Raw genomic sequence first — 15,321 nt, forward strand, 5'->3', positions numbered from 1 at the left:
CCTTCAGGCCTTCAGGCCTTCAGGTCGATGAGTCCGGCGGCCGTGGGTCGGAAGCCGCAGCGCTCGTGGAACACGGCCAGGTGGGGCTCGTAGTCCACGTGCAGCCAGTGCGCGCCGCGCTCCCGGGCGGCCGCGGCGGCGGCGCGTACGAGGGCGACGCCGAGGCCCTGCCCGCGCGCGTCGGGGTGGACGGTGGTGTCCAGCAGGAAGGCGTGCACGCCTCCGTCGCCGACGACGTTCACGTACCCGACGAGCCGCCCGGCACTGCGAGCGGTGACCCGGAGCATGCTGCGGGCGAGGACGGGACCGAAGTCGGTGTCCCGGTGCCCGGGCCAGGCGGCGTGGAAGAGCGTGTTGAGCTCGTCTCCGGTGAGGGGGCCGTCGACCCGCAGGTCGGTCACCGGGGTGCGACGGTCAGGGACATGGAGGCGGTGCGCAGCGCGATCGAGCCGTACGGGGTACGGAGCCGCAGCCACGGGCCGGAGGCGAGGAGCGCGACGGCGCCCTCCTGCTCCGCCGGGGGCAGGAAGCCCAGCGACTGGGCGGCGTGCACGGCGCGCAGGGGCAGTCCGGTGGTGCCGAGGGTGCGGGACCAGATGTCGTGACCGATGCGGTCGCGCTCCGCCCTGGTCCGGCGCTCCTCGGGCAACTCCTCGTCGCGGGCGCGGAATTCGGCGATCGCGGCGGCGACCGCGCCCCGCATCGCGGCGGCGTCCGGCAGGCCTTCGACGGGCCGCCAGCCCGAGCGCGGCGGCAGGACGCCCGCCCAGGGCGGTCCGGTCACCGAGTCCGGGACGACCGCCTTGCCGGCCGACTCCTCGATGCCTTCGAGGAGCTCGCCGGCGGAGACGGTGACGTCGAGGTCCACGGCGTCGACGAGGCGGGCCGTGCGGATCGCCAGTACCTCGAAGGACGCCGGCCGCCCGAAGACGGCCAGCGCCCCGCCGCCCGCCTGGAGGCGGACGGCGGCGGCCCGGTCGTAGTGGACCAGCCGGGTCAGGAAGGCGGCGAGGGCCGCCGCCTCCCTGGCGTCGGCGAAGTGGAGCGGTGCGAGGACGGTCATGCGGCGGCGGACATCCCGTCGTCCACGAACTCCTCCAGGAAGCTCCGCTCCTCGGAGGTGATCCGCCGCGGGCGCTGCGCCTCCAGGTCGAAGGGCACGACGATCGTGGACGCGCGGACGTAGGTCACGTCCGGGTCCTTGATCTCGTAGGCGATCGTCAGCGACGCGGCGCCTATCTTCGTGACCCACGACTCGATGGTCACCGGCTCGTGCCGGTGGACCAGCGGCCGCACGTAGTCGATCTCGTGCCGGGCCACGACGGACCCGCCGGAGAACGAGGGGGAACCGTCCCCCGGCGCCAGCCGGAACATGAAGTCGATCCGCGCCTCTTCCAGGTACCGCAGGAAGACGACGTTGTTGACGTGCCCGAAGGCGTCCATGTCCGACCAGCGCAGGGGACAGCTGTAGATGTGCCTCGTCACGGACCTCAGCCTCGGGTCAGCTTCTTGTACGTGGCCCGGTGCGGACGGGCGGCGTCCGCGCCGAGGCGCTCGATCTTGTTCTTCTCGTACGACTCGAAGTTGCCCTCGAACCAGAACCACTTCGACTCGCCCTCGTACGCGAGGATGTGCGTGGCGACCCGGTCCAGGAACCAGCGGTCGTGGGAGATGACCACGGCCGCACCCGGGAACTCCAGGAGCGCGTTCTCCAGCGAGGACAGGGTCTCGACGTCGAGGTCGTTGGTCGGCTCGTCGAGGAGCAGCAGGTTGCCGCCCTGCTTGAGGGTGAGCGCGAGGTTCAGGCGGTTGCGCTCACCGCCGGAGAGCACGCCGGCCGGCTTCTGCTGGTCCGGGCCCTTGAAGCCGAACGCGGAGACGTACGCGCGGGAGGGCATCTCGACGTGGCCGACGTTGATGTAGTCGAGCTCGTCGGAGACGACGGCCCACAGCGTCTTCTTCGGGTCGATGTTGGCGCGGCTCTGGTCGACGTACGAGATCTTGACGGTCTCGCCGACCTTGACCGAGCCGGAGTCCGGGGTCTCCAGACCCTGGAGCATCTTGAAGAGCGTGGTCTTGCCGGCGCCGTTCGGGCCGATGACGCCGACGATGCCGTTGCGGGGCAGGGTGAAGGACAGGTCGTCGATGAGGACCTTGTCGCCGAAGGCCTTCGAGAGGTTCTCGACCTCGACGACGATGGAGCCCAGGCGCGGGCCCGGCGGGATCTGGATCTCCTCGAAGTCCAGCTTCCGCATCTTGTCGGCCTCGGCCGCCATCTCCTCGTAGCGGGCGAGACGGGCCTTCGACTTGGCCTGACGGCCCTTGGCGTTGGACCGGACCCACTCGAGCTCTTCCTTGAGCCGCTTGGCGCGCTTGGCGTCCTTCTGGCCCTCGACCTTGAGTCGCTCGGACTTCTTGGTCAGGTAGGTGGAGTAGTTGCCCTCGTAGGGGTGGGCGCGGCCGCGGTCGAGCTCCAGGATCCACTCGGCGACGTTGTCGAGGAAGTACCGGTCGTGGGTGATGGCCACGACGGTGCCCTTGTACTGCGCGAGGTGCTGCTCCAGCCAGTTCACCGACTCGGCGTCGAGGTGGTTGGTGGGCTCGTCGAGGAGCAGCAGGTCGGGGGCCTCCAGGAGGAGCGCGCAGAGCGCGACGCGGCGCTTCTCGCCACCGGAGAGGTTGTTGACCGGCCAGTCGCCGGGCGGGCAGCCCAGGGCGTCCATGGCCTGCTCCAGCTGGGTGTCGAGGTCCCAGGCGTTGGCGTGGTCCAGGTCCTCCTGGAGCTTGCCCATCTCGTCCATGAGCGCGTCCGAGTAGTCGGTCGCCATGAGCTCCGCGACCTCGTTGAAGCGCTTCAGCTTCCCCATGATCTCGGCGGCGCCCATCTGGACGTTCTCCAGGACGGTCTTCGTCTCGTCGAGCTTCGGCTCCTGCATCAGGATGCCGACGGAGAACCCGGGCGACAGGAACGCGTCACCGTTCGACGGCTGCTCCAGGCCCGCCATGATCTTCAGAACGGTGGACTTACCGGCACCGTTCGGGCCGACCACACCGATCTTCGCGCCCGGCAGGAAGCTCAGCGTCACGTCATCGAGGATGACCTTGTCGCCGTGCGCCTTGCGCGCCTTGCGCATCGTGTAGATGTACTCAGCCAAGAGAAACCGTCCGGCAAAGAGTGAGTGGGCAGATACACCCCATCTTGCCTGACCGCCAGCCTCCGGCGGAAACCGGTTCGGGTGGAGCGGGGGATCGGAGGGGGGCGTGCGGGGTGGAAAACAGGGGTGTGACGTGCGACGACCCCGGACGCGGGTGCGGTCCGGGGTCGGGCGGGAGTACGAGGCGGGCACGTGTGACGTGGATCACCCCGTGGGGGTACCGGGCGCGGGGCCCGGTACCCGTGGGTGGTACTTACTGACCGGCGGTCTTCTTCTTGCGGAGGAAGAAGACGGCGCCGCCGCCGACGACGACGAGCGCGGCGGCGATGCCGGCGATCATCGGGGTGGCGTTGGAGCTGCCGGTCTCGGCGAGGTCGCCGCCACCGGTGGTGCCGGCGGTGGTGTCACCCGTGGTGCCGGGGGTGGACGGGGAGGGCTCGACCGAGGGGGAGGTGGAGGGGGTCTCGGAGGGCTGCGGGCCGGGGGTGGCCGTCTTGCAGTCCAGGACGCCCTCGAAGGTCTCCTTGAAGCCGTTCGGGCCGGTGATCGTGAAGTTGTAGGCCTCGTCCTCGGCGAGCGGGACCGCGATGGTCTTCTTCTCACCGGCGGCGACCGTGTACGAGGTGCCCTTCAGGTCGAAGGTCCAGGCCTCGTCGCCCGCGTTGGAGGCGATGACCTCCAGGCCGCCCTTGGCGCAGTCCTTGGCGACCGTGACGGCCGGGACGGCACCCTTCTTGGCCCAGGAGACGCCGGCGTTGGCGGCGATCGTGGAGTCGCTGGAGTCGGCCAGGATCATGGTCTGGCTCGGGTCCTCGGCGCTGACGAAGGCGCGGCCGAGCGGGACCTTGGTGGTGGCCTCGGCCTTGACCTCGGCGGTGCCGTCGGTGGTGCCGGCCGGAACGTTGACGTAGACCTCGTCGCCGTCCTTGGCCGTGGTGACGGCCTTGCCGGTCTTGTCGACGAGGCTGACGCCCGCCGGGGCGCCCGCGACCATCGAGAGGACGGCCGAGGAGGCGTTGGTGCCGACCTTGATCGGGCCGATCCGGTCACCGGCCTTGCCCGAGACGGAGGACGGGGAGAGGCTGAGGGAGGCCTCGGGCTCCTCCACCTTCGTGGCCTTCTCCAGCAGGTACGCGGTGAGCTTCTTGCCCTGCGCGTCCTTCGGGGTGGCGTCGATCTTGTCGGAGAAGTGCCAGATCGCGGCCTGCGTGGCGGCGGCGGCGGTCTCCTCGGTCAGACCCTCGACCCCGGTCTTCTCCGCGAGCCCGGTGACCGAGACCTTCGGGTAGGAGTTCTCCAGGATCCAGAGGATCTTGCCCGCGTCGGCGTTGTTGTGGAGCGACGACTGGTCCCAGCCGACCTCCTTGTACTTGAAGTTCTCGTGCGCGCCGGTCCAGAAGTCGATGCAGTAGGTCTGGAGCTTGCCGCCGTTCTCGACCTTCATCTCGAAGAGGCCGGCGCCCACCTCCCGGACCACGTCCTGGCCGTTGACCTTCCTGACGTAGGTCACCGTGTCGGCGATCTTCAGCTGGCCGAGCGTGGCGGTGGCGCCACCGCTCGCACCCGGAACCTCATCGGCCGCAGCCGGTCCCGCGACGGCTATCGCGCCGGTGGCGACGAGGCCCGAGACCAGGGTGGCAGCGGCAAGGCGGCGAACAGTGCCCCGCCCACGAACTGAAAACATTGGATTCCCCTCCGGGCGGCAGCTCCGCGAACTTGGTCGATTCACGTGGGGGGAGCGCACGCCAGCAGACTCACAGACTCGATGGGCTCACGTGCCACATGAGTACCCGGGAATCCTAGGGACGCGGAACCCCCCGGTGCCCGGCCATACGGTCCGATAACCATTCCGTCTCGGAATCGTTATCCACCAGGCGAGTTGGTCGACAAATCCCCACGACGCATGGTCAGGAGGCGGTTACCAGAAGCGTCGTCGCCTCCTCCCCGGCCACTTCCCACGGGTCCCGGTCCACCCCTGGCGCCGCACCGGGCGGCTCCCCCTGAGCCGTTCCGACCAGCGGCCGAGGCCCTCCGTCGGGGCGGAGTTCGGGGTCCGGTCGGGCCGCGCGGCGGAAGGCCGCGGTCCCGCGGCTGAGATCGTGCCCCACGGCGAGCGCCGCGACGTCCACGAAGGTCTTGCGCTGTCCGTCGCGCTCGTCCTCACGCACCTTCAGGCGGCCGTGGACCACCAGCGGTTCGCCGACCGACACGGAGGCTGCGAGGTTGGCGCCGAGCGAGCGCCAGGCCGAGACCGTGTAGAAACTGGTGGGCCCGTCGGACCAGGTGCCCTGCTCGCGGTCCCAGCGGCGCGCGGTCACCGCGAAGCGGAACCTGGCCACCCCGCCCGCAGCCGTGTCCCGGTACTCCACCGCCGTCGCCACGTTGCCGACGAGCGTCACGGTCGTGTCGTTCATGTCCTGCCCCCTTGTTTCCCGTTGCGGCCTGCGGCCCGGACCCGTTGTCCGTTGCCCCGGGTTCGTTGCCCGTTACCCGTCACGTCCCGGGTCGTCCGCCGTTGCCCGGCCGCTGTTCGCCGGCCGCCGTTGGCCGACTGCCGTTGGCCGGCTGCCGTTCCGCGGCCGTCCCGTCCTGTCGTGTCGGCACCATGGTGGAGCGTCACGGGAAACCCCGCCGGGGCCTGTGGACGACCGGGCTTATGGGGACAACTCCCCCGCCCGGAAGGGGGACACCAGGCAAAGCGGAAGGGGGCGGGACCCGCGCTACCGTCCCCGTACGCCCGTGCGCGTCGCACCCAGCCGGGCCGTCCCGGGGCGGGCTCCGCCGACGATCCGGGCCGACGGGCGGGTGCCCACCACGGTGGCGTACTGCTCGCGCACCTCGCGGTAGCGCACCAGTTCCGCGGCCACGGGGTCGAGCACGCGGGCCCGGCCGCAGGCGGCGGCCGCCTCGCGCAGGCGGCGCTCGGCCTCCTGCCCGTACCGGCGCGCCGGGCCCTTCACGGCGCCCTCGCAGGCCCATTCGACGAGCGGGCCGCCGATGATGCCGCCGAGCATCACGAGGACCGGCGGCAGGAGGCCGGGCGGGACGACGCCGATGATCTGCCCGATCAGCCAGAGCGCGCCGAAGACCTGCAGGAGCGTCATCACGACCTGGGCGAGGACGGCCGCGGGCCACCAGGCGGGGCGCGGCGGCCGGGCGGCCGGGTCGCCGATGGTGACCGTCAGTTCGTCCAGGGCCTCCGGCAGCCCGTCCGCGCCGCGCTCCGCGGCCTCGCGCACGGCCTGCGCCCAGGGGACGGGCAGTCCCCGCGAGGCCTCGTCGGCGACGATCCGCACGGCCTGCTCGACGCGCTGGCGCGCCGTCATCTCCTCCTCGACCGGGGAGGCGGGGTTGGGGTCGGTGAAGCCGTGCGCGCGCATCCGCTCGTACCGGCGGTAGAGCCGCAGCCAGGGCGTGCCGCAGGCGCGGATGGCGCCCCGGCGCCAGACCCGCTCGGCGGCCTCGCCCGCGGCCTGGGCGCCGACGGCGACGGCGAGCCGGTCCGTGAAGGCGTCCCGGGCCCGTTCGTCGAGGCCGGACCGTCCGTCGGCGACGTACGCCGGGCGCAGCCGGGCCGCGGCCGCGTCGACGTCGGCGGCGAGCCGGCGTTCGGGGGCGGTGCGTTCCTGGACGAACCGGGCGACGAGTTCGCGCAGTTCGGGTACGCCCTCGCCGGTGAGGGCGGAGACGGGGAGGACGGTGGCGCCGGGTTCGCCGTGCTCGCCGAGGGCCACGCCGTCCTCGTCGAGGAGTCGGCGGAGGTCGTCGAGGACGAGGTCGGCGGCCTCGGTGCCGAGCCGGTCGATCTGGTTGAGGACGACGAAGGTGACCTCGGCGTGCCCGGCGTACGGCCGCAGGTAGCGCTCGTGGAGGGCGGCGTCCGCGTACTTCTCGGGGTCGACGACCCAGATGACGGCGTCGACCAGCCCGAGGGCCCGGTCGACCTGGTCGCGGTGGGCGGTGACCGCCGAGTCGTGGTCGGGCAGGTCGATGAGGACGAGCCCCTGGAGTTCGGTGTCGGCGGCGCCGCCCGCGAGGGGCTTGCGGCGCAGCCGGCTGGGCACGGCGAGCCGGTCGAGCAGCCCCGCCGCGCCCTCGGACCAGCTGAGCGCGATGGGCGCGGACGTGGTGGGGCGGCGCAGGCCGGTCTCGGAGACGGGGACGCCGGCGAGGGCGTTGAAGAGCGTCGACTTGCCGCTGCCGGTCGCGCCGGCGATGGCGATCACGGTGTGCCGGGAGGAGAGCCGCTGCCGGGCCGCGGCCTCGTCGAGCACCCGCCCGGCCTCGGCGAGGGCCTCGCCCTCGACACGGGCGCGGGAGAGTCCGACGAGCTCGTGGAGGGCGTCGAGGCGGGTGCGGAGGGGACCGCCGTAACTCCCGCCGAGGGGCGGCAGCGTGTCCTCCTCCCCGCCGTCGCCGGGCCCCCGGACGTCCGCCCCGGGGAGTACGTCCTTGGCGGTGGCCCGTTCGCTCGCGCGCCGCGCGATCAGCCCGTCGTCCCAGCTCTCCCGGCCCCGGCCGCCCGCCCCGCCCCGGTCCCGCCTGCGCCTCCGGCCGTCGGCCGTCACGTCCACCACGTCACTTCTCCTTCTGCAGTACGGAGAGCGCGGCGATCAGCTCCGCCTGCGGCTCGGGGGTCACGTCGAGCGATTCGAGGGGGGCGAGGCGCCGGTCGCGCTCGGCGTGCAGGACGCGGTCGACGTACGAGAGGACCAGCTCACCGCCCTTGTCGCGCAGCCGCAGGGCGGCCTGGGCGCCGAGGAGTTCGGCGAGGCGCTCGCCGGCGGACCGGGTGCGCCGGCCGCCGAGGAGCGAGGCGGCCAGGAGGGCGGCGACGGTGTCGGCCTCGGGCACGGCGGTGCGGGCCGCGCGCGAACCGGAGGGGCGCTCGACGTCGTGCACCTCCTCCTCGGCCAGTTCTTCGAGTACGCGGCGCCAGCGCCGCACCTCCACGCCGATCCGCTCCCCCGCCTCCCGGTCGCCCCCGCCGGTCCGGTGCGGGGCGAGGGGCTCCGAGGCGGGCTCGCGGCGCCAGGTGTCCCGTACGCGCTCCTCGGCGGCCGAGACCGCGCAGTGCAGGAGGGCGGCGAGGGACTCGGCGAGGGCGTCGAGGAGCTCCTCGGCGGTGCTGTCGCGCGGATAGCCGCGCCAGCGCGTCCGGGCGTCGCCCGCGAGGACGGCGCCGCGCCCCAACTGCTGCCGCACCCGCTTGGCCTGCTCCCCGTACGCGGTCTGGACGACGCCGCCGAGGCGGACCGCCGCGGCGTACTGGGCGGCCACCGCGCCGGCCAGTTCGGGGAGGCGGGTGTCGAGGGAGTCGATGATGCCGGAGGCGGTCCGGTCGGCGGCCTGCTGTCGGGCCGCCGGGTCCTGGGCGCGGTGGGCGAGCCAGCCGCGCAGGGCGGCGACGGCGCTGTCGGGCAGCAGACCGCTGCCGCCGCCCGTCGACTCGGGCAGCTCCGGGACGGTGAAGCGCGGCACCTCGCCGAGCCCCGCCTTGTCGAGCAGCGCCTCGAACTGCCGGGAGACCTCCCCGATGACCTGGTGCGGGACGCGGTCGAGGACGGTGACGAGGGTGGCGTCGTACTCCTTCGCGGTACGCAGCAGATGCCAGGGCACGGCGTCGGCGTACCGCGAGGCCGTCGTGACCATCACCCAGATGTCGGCTGCGCAGATCAACTCCGCGGCGAGCAGCCGGTTCTCCACGACCAGGGAATCGATGTCGGGCGCGTCGAGCAGGGCGAGGCCCCGGGGCAGCGTGGCGGCGGTCTCGACCCGGAGCGCGTTCTCCTCGGGAGGGTGCTCCTCCGCCGGGTGGTCCTCGTCGGTCTGCGGCAGCCAGACCCGGGTGAGCTGCGGAAGCACCCGCATCCCCGCGAACCAGTGGTGGTCCTCGGGATGGCACACGAGCACCGGCGTCCTGGTCGTCGGCCTCAGCACCCCCGCCTCGCTGACACGCCGCCCGACAAGGGAGTTGACCAGTGTCGACTTCCCCGCCCCCGTGGAGCCCCCCACCACCGCGAGCAGCGGCGCGTCGGGGTCCTTCAACCGTGGCACCAGGTAGTCGTCCAGCTGGGCCAGCAGTTCCGTCCTCGTCTGCCGGGCACGCGGCGTGTCCGGCAGAGGGAGGGGAAGACGCACGGCGGCGACACGGTCGCGCAGGGCGGAGAGTGCGTCGATCAGCTGAGGCCGTTCGTCCAAGGTCACCACATGCGAAGAATGCCCAATTTATGAGTGTTTTTGAAGCCTATTGCGGCCCTGCGCGCCGAAGAAAGGGGTCACAAGCGGAAGCCACGGCATAACGAGTGCACAACACCCGCCCCGAGCGACGTCAAAAGCGCTGCGCGAATCGCACCTGCCTGCGATTATCGTTCCGCTTCACCGAACCTCCACATCGTGCCACGCAGGTGAAGCAACCGGGCCAAGGCCACCGGAGCCCTATCCTTGTCCCGGCAGACCCCACCCCACCCACCCGGGCCTCCCGGCCCACCATCACCACCCGGCCCCCGTAGCTCAGTGGATAGAGCAGGTGCCTTCTAAGCACTTGGCCGCAGGTTCGAGTCCTGCCGGGGGCGCAACACCGGGACCCTCCTTCGGGAGGGTCCTTTTTGCTGGTCAGGGGATGTTTTCAGCCGGGGGCGGGGGTGCCGAAGAGGGAGCGTCGGATGGCTGAATCCGTCCGGCTGAAACCGGTCAGAGGCGGCCTCTGGCGGCTGGTTTTCCCGAAAACTTCCCGAAGTTTGGGCCGACCCGCAGCCACGCCTCAGTCCGACCGGCGGGCTCTCCTGTGGCGATCACCCCCCCCCGTTACCTTTTTCGTGGCTCCGCAATGGGGCCTCCGGCCTTCGGGTCCGGCATGACTTCCCCCCCCTTGTTGTTCATGATCCGGGGGGTGGTGTCACCGGGTCCGGAGGCATCGACGGACCGCTGATGAGGGGCTTGAGCACCGGCTTCACCCGGGCCGGAAGAGCTCTCCGTAACGTGGATGTGGCAGCTCGATGCCCAGGCAAGGCCGGACGAGAACGTGATGGAGGGGCCTGCACGTGATCGACATCAGCACCATCGACGTCTTCCTCGGCCTGGACGTCGGCAAGAGTGAACACCACGCCACCGCTGTGACCCCGGCCGGGAAGAAGGCCTTCGACAAACGGCTGCCCAACACCGAGCCCAAGCTCCGGGAGATATTCGCGAAGCTCCAGGCCAAGCACGGAACGGTGCTGCTCGTGGTCGACCAGCCGGCCTCGATCGGGGCCCTGCCGCTGGCCGTCGCAAGGGACATGGGCTGCCCGGTCGCCTACCTGCCCGGGCTGACGATGCGGCGGATCGCCGACCTCTACCCCGGCGAGGCGAAGACCGACGCGCGGGACGCGTTCATCATCGCGGACGCGGCCCGCGCGATGCCGCACACGCTGCGGGCGATCGACGGCGAGGACGAGACGATCGCCGAGCTGGAGATGATCGTCGGCTTCGACGACGACCTCGCCGGCGAGGCGACCCGGGTCGCCAACCGGCTGCACGGCCTGCTGACCCAGATCCATCCGTCGCTGGAGAGGGTGCTGGGACCGCGGTTGCAGCACCCGGCCGTCCTCACGCTGCTGGAACGGTTCGGATCACCGGCCCAGATACGCAAGGCCGGCAGGCGCCGCCTGATCACCCTGCTACGGCCGAAGGCACCGAGGATGGCCGAGCGGCTGGTCGAGGAGATCTTCGCCGCGCTGGACGAGCAGACCGTCACCGTCCCGGGGACCGAGGCGGCCGCGCTGATCGTCCCGAGCCTGGCCGGGTCCCTGGCCGCCGTCCTTGACCAGCGCAAGATGCTGGCCGGGCGGATCGAGGAACTCCTGGAGGCCCACCCTCTTTCGAAGGTCCTGATCTCGATGCCGGGCGTCGGCGTCAGGACCGGAGCCCGCATCCTGATCGAGGTCGGCGACGGCAGCACGTTCCCGACCGCCGGCCACCTCGCCGCCTACGCCGGACTCGCCCCGGCGACCCGCAGCTCAGGCTCATCGATCCGAGGCGAACAGCCCTCCAGACGCGGGAACAAGCAGCTCAAACGGGCCTTCTTCCTCTCCGCGTTCGCCGCCCTGGGCGACCCGGCATCGCGGGCCTACTACGACAAGAAGATAGCCCAAGGGAAGCACCACACCCAGGCCCTGCTCTGCCTCGCCAGACGGCGGGCCGACGTCCTCTTCGCGATGCTCCGCGACGGAACTTTCTATGAGCCCCAACCCGCCAGGTCAGGCTGAATCGCCGAGAGCCCGCCTCGCTTCAGCCCACAGTCGTTCGAACTCCTCCTCGGAGATTTCGGCTGCCTCGGGCTGGTCCTGCCAACCGTCCATGGGGCCTTCGGCGAGAACGCCGTACTGCCGTTCATAGCGGAACATCGACGCAAGATCGGCGTGATCACGCAAGTGCAGCACCTCCTCCAGAGAGGCCGCTGTCACCGGTCGGGAGTCCTTCCCTCGGACCTCAACCTGTCGCGCCGCCCAGCCCTCGTCATCGGCCTCGAAATACAGCCACAGATCTTCGTCCTCGTAGTAGGTCCGGAACCAGGTCGCCATGCCGCCATCCTGGCCCACGACCTTGACCAAAGAGATAGGGGCACCCCCCCCGGCCGGACGACGGTGAGCCACCCCTCCGCACCGGCCGACAGGGTGGAGCGGGGCACGGGGTGGGGCGAGACGACCGAAGAAGCGAAGATCGCAACCAAGTCGTGCGGCACGCTGGCGCTGAAGCTGGCGCACCACAGGTACGGATCCCCGACGACAGGCTCGGCCCACGCCTGCCAGCCGAGTCGGCCGGGCCGCGGATCGATATCACGGAGGAGCGGCGGCACCTCCTCCAGGAATCTACGGGGGCAGGCCGATGGCAGGGCGTTACAGTCCGAGGGCAGGAGAGGGGGCCTGATGGCGCTGAACAAGAAGGGTTCTCGGCGGATCACAGTCGACGGGGCCGCCTACCGCTGGCGGATCCGCCGGAAGCCGTCCTACACGCAGGGACTGTGCTGGACGCCTTTGGCCTACGCCGTCGAACTCGCCGACGACGACCGCCCGGGCAGGACGTTGGTTGTCACCACTGGCCAGCCGCACCCCAGTAACTGGCTGGGCGTTGAAGCGGAGCCCATCAGGCCGGATCATGTTGCCGCCAGTATCAAAGAGGCACTGGCGCATGGCTGGGAGCCTGCCGGGTCCGGCTCCCCCTTCCTGCTTGACCAGTCGGCGACTTTCGTCCCGTCGCCTTGATCGTCAGACGGCCTGGGGCTAGAGCCCCGAAACAGCTTGCCGGTGCGAGAGGGTGATTCGACGCCGGACCGTGTCGATGTCAAGGATCTTGACCAGTAGTGCGTCACCCACCTGAATGCCGAGCTGCGGGTCTTCCAGGTGCTCGTCGGCCAGCTCGGAGTTGTGTACCAGCCCCTCGAAACCGTTCTCCACCTCTTCAATGCGTACGAAGACGCCGAACGGTATGAGTTTGGTGACGCGGCCGACGAGGGTCTGGCCGATCTGCACGGTCAGCAGCGGCATCGGATCTTCGTGCAGGGCCTTGAGGGACAGTGATACGCGTTCGCGGACGGGATCGACGTCGAGAATTTCGGCGTTGATCTCCTGACCGACGGAGACGATGTCTGATGGGTGGTCGAAAGGTCGCCATGACAGCTCGGGGATATTGATCATCGCTTCGAAGCCGCCGATGTCCACGAAGGTGACGCCGAAGTCGGCGATCCAGGTCACCGTGCCGGTGACGGTCTCGCCTCGGTAAAGGGTCTTGAGGAAGGCCCAGTTCCGGTCGCTCGGCGTCGGCTCGGTCTGCCAGCGGGCCCGTACCACTCCGTCGTCGTCAGGCATGACAGCGGTGAAAAGGGGCGCACATTCATCGGCATACACGGACAGGAGCGCTGCAGCCTCGGCATTGGACAGCCGGGCGGCCAACTCCGCGAACTCATCCTCGTCAGCGACAGCGCTGTGGATCCGGCCGCCCTTGTCCTGCCAGACACATTCGACGAGGCCCTCGGCGGGGAGGGCACCGATGACTGCGTCGACGTCGGTGGACAGGTCTGGCCACACGGCCAGCCGGGCGCGGGGAGCGATCCCGGCGCGAACCGTGTCGATGGAGTCGCGCGTGAGGCGGTGCCACCGCGAGGCGCCTTCGATGTACGTCTCTTCCAGGAGCCCGGCGCGGCATGCGGCGACTGCCCAGCGCAGACCGGCCCAGAACTCGTCGTCGCCGGGCCGCTGGACATCTGCGCCATCCGTCTCCATCTCGTACGGAGAGGAGTCCAGGCGTTCCGGGAACAGCCCCAGCGCGCGGGTTCGGGCCAGCGCCTCCCCGCAAGGCCGGCTACTGCCGATATAGAGGTACTGGTCCCATCCCACATGGACCGCGAACGCGCCTTCTGCCTCCAGCCGGCACCAGGCGCCGTTGTCACGCAACATGGCGCGCACCAGCTCCAGAGCGATGTCGAGCGGTACCTCTGCCCCATCGTGAAAACCAGTCGGTCCGGCAGGGAAGAGCCCGGCCAATCCGAAGCCGTCCACCAGAGGCTCCGAACCGAAGTGCGCAAGGGACGGGACCTGCGGTTCACGTACGGCCAGGTGATCGACGCCGGTGTCTTGGGCGAAGGCCGCGACCGCCTGAAGATAAGACGCCTCGATCTCGCCGTGATCGCTGACGGTGTCCTCGCTGCCGGTGTAATGCCCGTGTTCGTCACGGTCGGCAGGGTCGTACTTGGTGACGCGGTAGACGTAGGGGAGCTGCACCGTCCCATCATCCAGCACGCTACCTGCCACCCCCGCGAGGAATTCCCATGGAGGTGAGACAGGCTTCCCGAGCCACCGAAGAAGGGAAGCCGCTCACCAGGAGATGAGACGGCCCTTCGGTGTGTGCATGAGCGTCACGCAGCCGATCCAGTCGCCGCTTTCCGGGTACTCCCAGTTGTCCGCGTCGGCCAGGGCGTTCAGTAGTTCCTCGCGGGCGAGGGGCGGACCGGGCTGGAAGCCGGCGCCTCCGCTCGGAGGCGTCCAGGGGATGACGCGGCACACGTCGATCCACCCCCTGTCGATCAGGGGAAGGAGGATGGGAACCAGCTCTCCAGGCGGCGCCGATGCGAGGGGTTCGTCCAGATCGCCGCGGACGCCCGGGAGGATGTCGATCTCAAAGGCGTTGAGCATGAAGGCGCGCTCGGCGGCGGAGAGGTCTTCTGGAGCGTTCACACCGGGATCGTCGCACGGCTGATGTCAGCGGCCACAGGGCCGTCCATTGACGGAAGCGTTCGGCGCCGTCAGGGTCGGTGCATGGATTCCACCTCCGCGTCGCCCGGGCACGCCGCAGCCTGGTCGAGGCTACTGGAGACGCACCGCCTCCGGCCCGCTGACGAGCAACAGGGTCCGCCGTCCCTTGGATGCCTGATCGAGGCAGCCGGCCGCAACGCCACGCTCGGCGCGATGTACCCCTGGGTGTCGATGCAGCAGCTGGGCGTGTCCACGGGGAACAGATGGGAGGAGTGGGGACATGCCCCGCTTCCGGCGATGTTCGCCCGCCCCGACGGGTACGAGGTCACAGGCCGCGACAAGCGGGGAGACGTCGTCCGGCTGGCGACGCCCGATCCGGCAGAGGCCGTCGTGTTCGCAGCGGGCCTGGTGCGCACCGATGACGCCGTGAGGCCGGTGCAGCCGCACCCCTGGTCGTCCGAGGTGGAGCGAGTCCTGCGGGAAGCGGGCTGGCACGCCGGACGGACCGTCGATACGGCGGGTTGGAAACAGCTACTGGAGCAGGACGGCTTCCGCTCTCATGCCGCTGCCGAGAGCTTCCTGCGCGAGTTCGGCGGGCTGGCGGTCGGGCACGGCGGCGCCGGCATCACCCGCGCCAGGGAACCCTTCGACCTGGACCCGCTCCTGGCACTGGGCGAGGCCGACCGGTTCGACGGGTGGGGCGAGGAGATCGGCCACCACCTCGTCCCGGTCGGAGAACTCGCCGGCGGCCACGCGTTCCTCGGGCTGGACGAGGACGGTGAACTGTACGTCGTCGACGACTGGCTGGCCCGATTCGGCCGTATGCCCGAGGCCCTGGAGAACCTCGTCCTCGGTGTCATGCCCGTTCGCATGCCGGAACACGGGTAAGCCGCGGCGCGGGAGGACATCCCGCGCCGCCGGCACAACACTCGTGGTCG

General features: G+C 70.7%; 14 protein-coding genes, 1 tRNA gene and 1 pseudogene. 4 read left to right on the forward strand and 12 right to left on the reverse strand.

Annotated elements, in window-relative coordinates; all coding sequences use genetic code 11:
- Positions 1-11: 11 nt before the first annotated feature.
- From ACIQFX_RS11835 to ACIQFX_RS11870, 8 genes are all read right to left on the reverse strand, one after another.
- Positions 12-401 (reverse strand): GNAT family N-acetyltransferase, encoded by a 390-nt coding sequence (locus tag ACIQFX_RS11835; protein WP_402461250.1) that lies wholly within the window; start codon positions 399-401, stop codon positions 12-14.
- Complete coding sequence (locus tag ACIQFX_RS11840; RefSeq protein ID WP_402461252.1) at positions 398-1,063, reverse strand: hypothetical protein; 666 nt, start codon at positions 1,061-1,063, stop codon at positions 398-400. Before ACIQFX_RS11840 ends, ACIQFX_RS11835 begins: the two co-directional genes overlap by 4 nt.
- Positions 1,060-1,485: an acyl-CoA thioesterase gene (locus ACIQFX_RS11845; protein WP_402461253.1), complete on the reverse strand. Its 426-nt coding sequence runs from the start codon at positions 1,483-1,485 to the stop codon at positions 1,060-1,062. The genes ACIQFX_RS11840 and ACIQFX_RS11845 overlap by 4 nt, the downstream gene beginning before the upstream one ends.
- 5 nt (positions 1,486-1,490) lie before the next feature.
- On the reverse strand, positions 1,491-3,155 hold the full coding sequence (gene ettA, locus ACIQFX_RS11850; RefSeq protein ID WP_402461254.1) for an energy-dependent translational throttle protein EttA: 1,665 nt from the start codon (positions 3,153-3,155) through the stop codon (positions 1,491-1,493).
- A gap of 253 nt (positions 3,156-3,408) precedes the next feature.
- Entirely contained in the window at positions 3,409-4,839 is a 1,431-nt protein-coding gene (locus ACIQFX_RS11855; protein WP_402461256.1) for a Cys-Gln thioester bond-forming surface protein, read from the reverse strand.
- Positions 4,840-5,062: 223 nt separating this feature from the next.
- The gene (locus ACIQFX_RS11860) at positions 5,063-5,569 is read right to left on the reverse strand and encodes a single-stranded DNA-binding protein (RefSeq protein WP_402461258.1); all 507 of its coding nucleotides are present in this window, start codon (positions 5,567-5,569) and stop codon (positions 5,063-5,065) included.
- A 306-nt stretch (positions 5,570-5,875) separates the two neighbouring features.
- Positions 5,876-7,723, reverse strand: a complete 1,848-nt coding sequence (locus tag ACIQFX_RS11865) for a GTP-binding protein (RefSeq protein ID WP_402461587.1) — start codon at positions 7,721-7,723, stop codon at positions 5,876-5,878.
- Between the two features lie 10 nt (positions 7,724-7,733).
- A complete protein-coding gene (locus ACIQFX_RS11870; protein ID WP_402461590.1) occupies positions 7,734-9,356 on the reverse strand; it encodes a dynamin family protein in 1,623 nt (540 codons plus the stop codon).
- Positions 9,357-9,657: 301 nt separating this feature from the next.
- On the opposite strand from ACIQFX_RS11870, the gene ACIQFX_RS11875 reads away from it, so the two are divergent.
- Together ACIQFX_RS11875 and ACIQFX_RS11880 are read left to right on the forward strand one after the other, a co-directional pair.
- Positions 9,658-9,730, forward strand: a tRNA-Arg gene (locus ACIQFX_RS11875).
- 468 nt (positions 9,731-10,198) lie between these two features.
- Entirely contained in the window at positions 10,199-11,401 is a 1,203-nt protein-coding gene (locus ACIQFX_RS11880) for an IS110 family transposase (RefSeq protein WP_402461260.1), read from the forward strand.
- On the opposite strand, the gene ACIQFX_RS11885 is transcribed toward ACIQFX_RS11880, so the two are convergent.
- Entirely contained in the window at positions 11,393-11,716 is a 324-nt protein-coding gene (locus ACIQFX_RS11885; RefSeq protein WP_402461262.1) for a hypothetical protein, read from the reverse strand. The two genes, ACIQFX_RS11880 and ACIQFX_RS11885, sit on opposite strands and share 9 nt — an antisense overlap.
- A 53-nt stretch (positions 11,717-11,769) precedes the next feature.
- Positions 11,770-12,000: pseudogene (locus tag ACIQFX_RS11890) on the reverse strand (DUF317 domain-containing protein); the annotation flags it as partial.
- A gap of 61 nt (positions 12,001-12,061) precedes the next feature.
- Between ACIQFX_RS11890 and ACIQFX_RS11895 the strand changes: the two are divergent.
- Positions 12,062-12,397, forward strand: a complete 336-nt coding sequence (locus ACIQFX_RS11895; protein WP_402461264.1) for a hypothetical protein — start codon at positions 12,062-12,064, stop codon at positions 12,395-12,397.
- Between the two features lie 18 nt (positions 12,398-12,415).
- On the opposite strand, the gene ACIQFX_RS11900 is transcribed toward ACIQFX_RS11895, so the two are convergent.
- Both ACIQFX_RS11900 and ACIQFX_RS11905 read right to left on the reverse strand, forming a co-directional pair.
- A complete protein-coding gene (locus ACIQFX_RS11900; protein ID WP_402461265.1) occupies positions 12,416-13,912 on the reverse strand; it encodes a S1 RNA-binding domain-containing protein in 1,497 nt (498 codons plus the stop codon).
- Between the two features lie 93 nt (positions 13,913-14,005).
- A complete protein-coding gene (locus ACIQFX_RS11905) occupies positions 14,006-14,365 on the reverse strand; it encodes a hypothetical protein (RefSeq protein ID WP_402461267.1) in 360 nt (119 codons plus the stop codon).
- Positions 14,366-14,446: 81 nt separating this feature from the next.
- On the opposite strand from ACIQFX_RS11905, the gene ACIQFX_RS11910 reads away from it, so the two are divergent.
- Positions 14,447-15,271 (forward strand): SUKH-3 domain-containing protein, encoded by an 825-nt coding sequence (locus tag ACIQFX_RS11910; protein ID WP_402461269.1) that lies wholly within the window; start codon positions 14,447-14,449, stop codon positions 15,269-15,271.
- Positions 15,272-15,321: the final 50 nt, after the last annotated feature.

The sequence above is a fragment of the Streptomyces sp. NPDC093089 genome (assembly GCF_044754405.1).
Classification (GTDB): domain Bacteria; phylum Actinomycetota; class Actinomycetes; order Streptomycetales; family Streptomycetaceae; genus Streptomyces.